The sequence below is a fragment of the Pantoea sp. E956-1 genome (assembly GCF_982223955.1).
Genome location: NZ_CEUYZP010000048.1, coordinates 1 through 478, shown reverse-complemented (window position 1 = coordinate 478; position 478 = coordinate 1). Strand labels below are relative to the sequence as shown.

Here is a 478-nt window from a genome sequence, read left to right as displayed (position 1 = left end):
ACCCCAAAGTGTGCGGGCGAGGATGTCGCGGCCTTTTTCGGTAGCGCTCATTGTTTTCTCCGGGCAAAAAAATACCCGCTCAATGGCGGGTTGCTTGTGTGTGGATTATGTTTACGGTCGAACCGGACGATGCGCCGAGTCAGGAAAGAACTCGGCGCCATCCTTCCAGTTGCTCAGCTGGCCGCGATACTTCAGCCATGCCTTGCGTGTTCCGGCGAGCAGATCCGCGGGCGGTACATCTGCCTCAGCCTCTTCCAAGGCCTCCAGCTGACGCGCTGTGACGGCGAGCTCTTCGCCGCGCCAACTGGCCTCCTGTGCGACCAGCCCAGCCAGCGTGCCCATCTCTTCAAGCTTGCTCAGCAACCAATCGGGCAGCTCGTCCACCAGAGTTTCATCAGCCTCAAGCTGCATTTCCACGCTTACAGATCGAAGTTGGCCGTCTTCCTTAATTGCGTATGGCATGTCTCACCTCTCGAAC

1 protein-coding gene is annotated in these 478 nt (G+C 58.4%); it reads right to left on the bottom strand.

The window, feature by feature from the left end:
- Window positions 1-111: 111 nt before the first annotated feature.
- Window positions 112-462, bottom strand: coding sequence for a hypothetical protein (locus AC0T7J_RS25180; RefSeq protein ID WP_336341263.1), 351 nt, complete (start codon window positions 460-462; stop codon window positions 112-114).
- Window positions 463-478 lie beyond the last annotated feature (16 nt).